The organism is Sphingomonas sanguinis, from assembly GCF_001476905.1.
Taxonomy (GTDB): Bacteria; Pseudomonadota; Alphaproteobacteria; order Sphingomonadales; family Sphingomonadaceae; genus Sphingomonas; species Sphingomonas sanguinis_B.
The window spans coordinates 1-914 of the sequence record NZ_LDTE01000199.1; the positions used below are offsets into that span (position 1 = coordinate 1).

Sequence of the window (914 nt, forward strand, 5' to 3'; positions counted from 1 at the left end):
CCTCCACCCTGCCCCGCCTGCGCACCCCCTCGGGCCATCCGGAAGGCTATATCGAGGCGTTCGGCAACCTCTACCGCGCCGTGGCGGGATCGTTGCGCGCTGGCGATCCGATAGAGGGCGAGGCCTTGGGCGAGGCGAACTGGTATCCGGGCCTGGAGTCGGGACTGCGCACCATGGCGTTCGTCGAGGCCGTTTTGGAAAGCGCGCAATCGCAGGAGAAATGGACGGCGTTTCCCATGGTGGACGTGGCGATGCTTCGCGGATAGCCTGCCCCCGTTTGGGGGGAGAGAAACATGCGGTCTTGGTACATCGTCGCCGGTCTGGCACTGCTGGCGGCCCCGGCGTCGGCGCAAGGGTCGAGCGATCCGGCGATCCTGAAGCTCGTCCAGTCGTTCAACGATGCGCGCAACCGTTTCGATGCGAATGCGCTCGATGGCCTGCTGGCGGCGGGTTATATCGAGGTGTCTCCTTTGGGAGAGATCGACCGGCGGCCAGAGGTCCTCACCTTCTACGCGCCCGAAAAGGCGAGTCCGGTGCCGCCCATGAACTTTCACACACAGGACGTGCGCCGACATGGCGACAGTGCCATCGTCATCGGCTCGGTCGATTATACGCTGCCCAATCCCAACGGCGGCACGGTCACGCGCAGCGTCCGCGTAACCTATGTCGAGCAGCGGATCGGCAGGGAATGGAAGATGATGTCCGTCCAGTATACTGGCATCCAGCCACCCCGGCCCGCTTCCTGATCGGGGGCGCGCATCGCCTCAGGTCGATGCGCGCCCCCTCACGATCCCCACCGCGCTGGCCAGCACCGCCGCATCCTCGGCAAACCCCGTCTTGGTCTGGCCATATCGCCCCAGCGCCGCCATCCGGCCGCGCCAGCCGGGATAGGAGGCGACGACCGCCGTTACGCC

The 914-nt window shown here is 66.3% G+C and carries 1 protein-coding gene and 1 pseudogene; both read left to right on the forward strand.

Features of this window, described 5'->3' with window-relative positions; genetic code table 11:
• Window positions 1-266, forward strand: a pseudogene (locus SB4_RS18545) (hypothetical protein); the annotation flags it as partial.
• Between the two features lie 27 nt (window positions 267-293).
• The gene (locus SB4_RS18550) at window positions 294-746 is read left to right on the forward strand and encodes a nuclear transport factor 2 family protein (RefSeq protein WP_058753730.1); all 453 of its coding nucleotides are present in this window, start codon (window positions 294-296) and stop codon (window positions 744-746) included.
• Window positions 747-914 lie beyond the last annotated feature (168 nt).